Source organism: Longimicrobium sp., assembly GCF_036388275.1.
GTDB lineage: Bacteria > Gemmatimonadota > Gemmatimonadetes > Longimicrobiales > Longimicrobiaceae > Longimicrobium.
In genome coordinates this window covers 1-2,061 of the sequence record NZ_DASVSF010000037.1, presented here as the reverse complement: position 1 = coordinate 2,061, position 2,061 = coordinate 1, and the positions used below count along the sequence as shown (strand labels likewise).

The 2,061-nt window shown below is 68.7% G+C and carries 2 protein-coding genes; both read left to right on the top strand.

What is annotated here, in order from left to right:
- Positions 1 to 117: 117 nt before the first annotated feature.
- Positions 118 to 1,170: an IS21 family transposase gene (istA, locus tag VF632_RS08735; RefSeq protein WP_414682887.1), complete on the top strand. Its 1,053-nt coding sequence runs from the start codon at positions 118 to 120 to the stop codon at positions 1,168 to 1,170.
- Positions 1,167 to 1,997 carry an IS21-like element helper ATPase IstB gene (gene istB / locus VF632_RS08730; protein WP_331022487.1) on the top strand — a complete coding sequence of 277 codons (831 nt, stop codon included), beginning with the start codon at positions 1,167 to 1,169 and terminating at the stop codon, positions 1,995 to 1,997. The genes istA and istB overlap by 4 nt, the downstream gene beginning before the upstream one ends.
- Positions 1,998 to 2,061: the final 64 nt, after the last annotated feature.

The window sequence follows — 2,061 nt, the reverse complement described above, 5'->3', positions numbered from 1 at the left end:
TGTGGGCGGCGGGGGTAATGTCTCACTTCTGGCGGTCGAAATGTCCCACTCCAGACCCTGACGCGGGGCGGCGGTAGCCGCCCCGGCGTCTCCTCCTCAGCTTGGCGCCTTCACCCTTTGGGGAGGTGCCTGTTGATCAAGCGAGAGACACGCGTGCTACTCGTCCACTACCTGGAGCAGGGCCTCTCCAAGTCCGCTATCGCCGAGCGGCTGGGGATCGACCGCAGGACCATTCACCGCTGGATCGCCGCCGGCCAGCTCGCCCCCGATGTCGAGACGGGCCTGCTGCCGGAGCCGGCGCGGCGGCAGAGCCGGCCGGCCAAGCTGGCGCCTTTCGAGGCGATCCTCCGCACTCGGCTCGACGCCTATCCGGAGCTCTCGTCGGTGCGTCTCTTCGAGGAGATCCGCGCCGCCGGTTACGCGGGCGGCTACACGCAGGTCAAGGAGTTCGTGCGCGGCATCCGGCCCCAGCCCGCACCTGATCCCGTGGTGCGCTTCGAGACCGAGCCCGGCGTGCAGGGGCAGGTCGACTTCGCCGAGGTGCGCCTGCCCTGGGGCAAGAGATACGCGTTGCTGGTGGTGCTGGGCTACTCGCGCCTGCTGTGGCTGCGCTTCTTCCCCCGCCAGGACATGCGCACCCTCTTCTCGGGGCTGGAGGAGGCATTCGCCTTTTTCGGCGGCGTGCCGAAGGAGTTGCTCTTCGACCAGATGGCCAGCGTGATCACGGCCGATCTGCGGGACCAGGGAGAGCGCTTGGTGGCAAACGCCGAGTTCCTGCGCTTCGCCGCCCACTGGGGCTTCCGCGTGCGGGCCTGCCGCCCCTACCGGGCTCGGACCAAGGGGAAGGTGGAGCGCCCGATCCGCTACCTGAGGGAAAACTTCCTCTACGGGCGCGACTTCCTCGGCGACGCTGACCTGGACGCGCAGGCAAAGGCGTGGCTCGACAGCGTCGCGAATGTGCGCGTGCACCGCACCACGGGGGAGCAGCCGTGGGCGCGCTTTCAGGCCCAGGAGCAGCATCATCTCCTGCCGCTGGCGGAGCGTCCGTACCGCTCCCTGATCCTGCTGCCGAGCGAGCCCGCCGCGCCGGTGGTGCAGCGGACGGGACGCGTCGAGGTGGAGAAGCGTCCGCTCCAGACGTACGCCCGCCTGGCCGGAGGTGCCGCATGACGAGCCTGCGCGACCAGATCCGTGCCCAGCTGGCCGACCTCAAGATGCCCGGAGCACTCGAGGCGGTCGACCCCGTGCTGGCGCGCATCGACAGCGGCCAGATCAGCGCTCCGGAGGCGATCCGCGCCGTGCTCGACGCGCAGATCTCGCTGCGCAACAACCGGCGCCTGGAAGCGGCGATGAGATCCTCACGTCTGCCCGCGGTCAAGACGCTGGCCGACTTCGACTTCTCCTTTCAGCCCAGCCTGAAGCGGGAGCAGATCGACAGCCTCGCTACGCTGGGCTTCGTGGAGCGGCGGGAGAACGTCGTCTTCCTCGGCCCGCCCGGCGTGGGCAAGACGCACCTGGCGATCGGCCTCGCCATCGCCGCGGCTCAGAGCGGAAGGCGCGTCTACTACGGCACGCTCGGCGAGCTGATCGCGAGTCTGGAAGAGGCGCAGGCCGCCGGCAAGCTGATGCCGCGCATGAAGACGCTCACCCACCCGGCGCTGCTGGTCGTCGACGAGATCGGCTACCTGCCCGTCTCACGCACCGGGGCCATGCTCTTCTTCCAGCTCATGAGCCGCAGGTACGAGCACGCCGCCACGGTGCTGACCTCGAACAAGGGCTTCGAGGAGTGGGGCGAGATCTTCGGTGACGAGGTCATGGCAGCCGCGCTGATCGACCGGCTCTTGCACCACTGCCACATCGTCAACATCCGCGGCAACAGCTACCGCATGCGCCATCATGCTGAGCTGTGGGGGCAGCATCGCCTCCCGGAAGGGGACTCGGCCTCCGCCTCGTCTCCCAAGCCGAAGGGCAGGAAAACACAGGAGGTGACGGCGTAAGGGCTCGTCCCCCACTGGGACATTTCGGCCGCCAGAATGGAGACAAACCGACCCGGCGTTGACA

What these genes read in the sequence shown, in the direction of transcription:
- istB (WP_331022487.1), top strand. Translation starts at nt 1,167, where the DNA reads ATGACGAGCCTGCGCGACCAGATCCGTGCCCAGCTGGCCGACCTCAAG.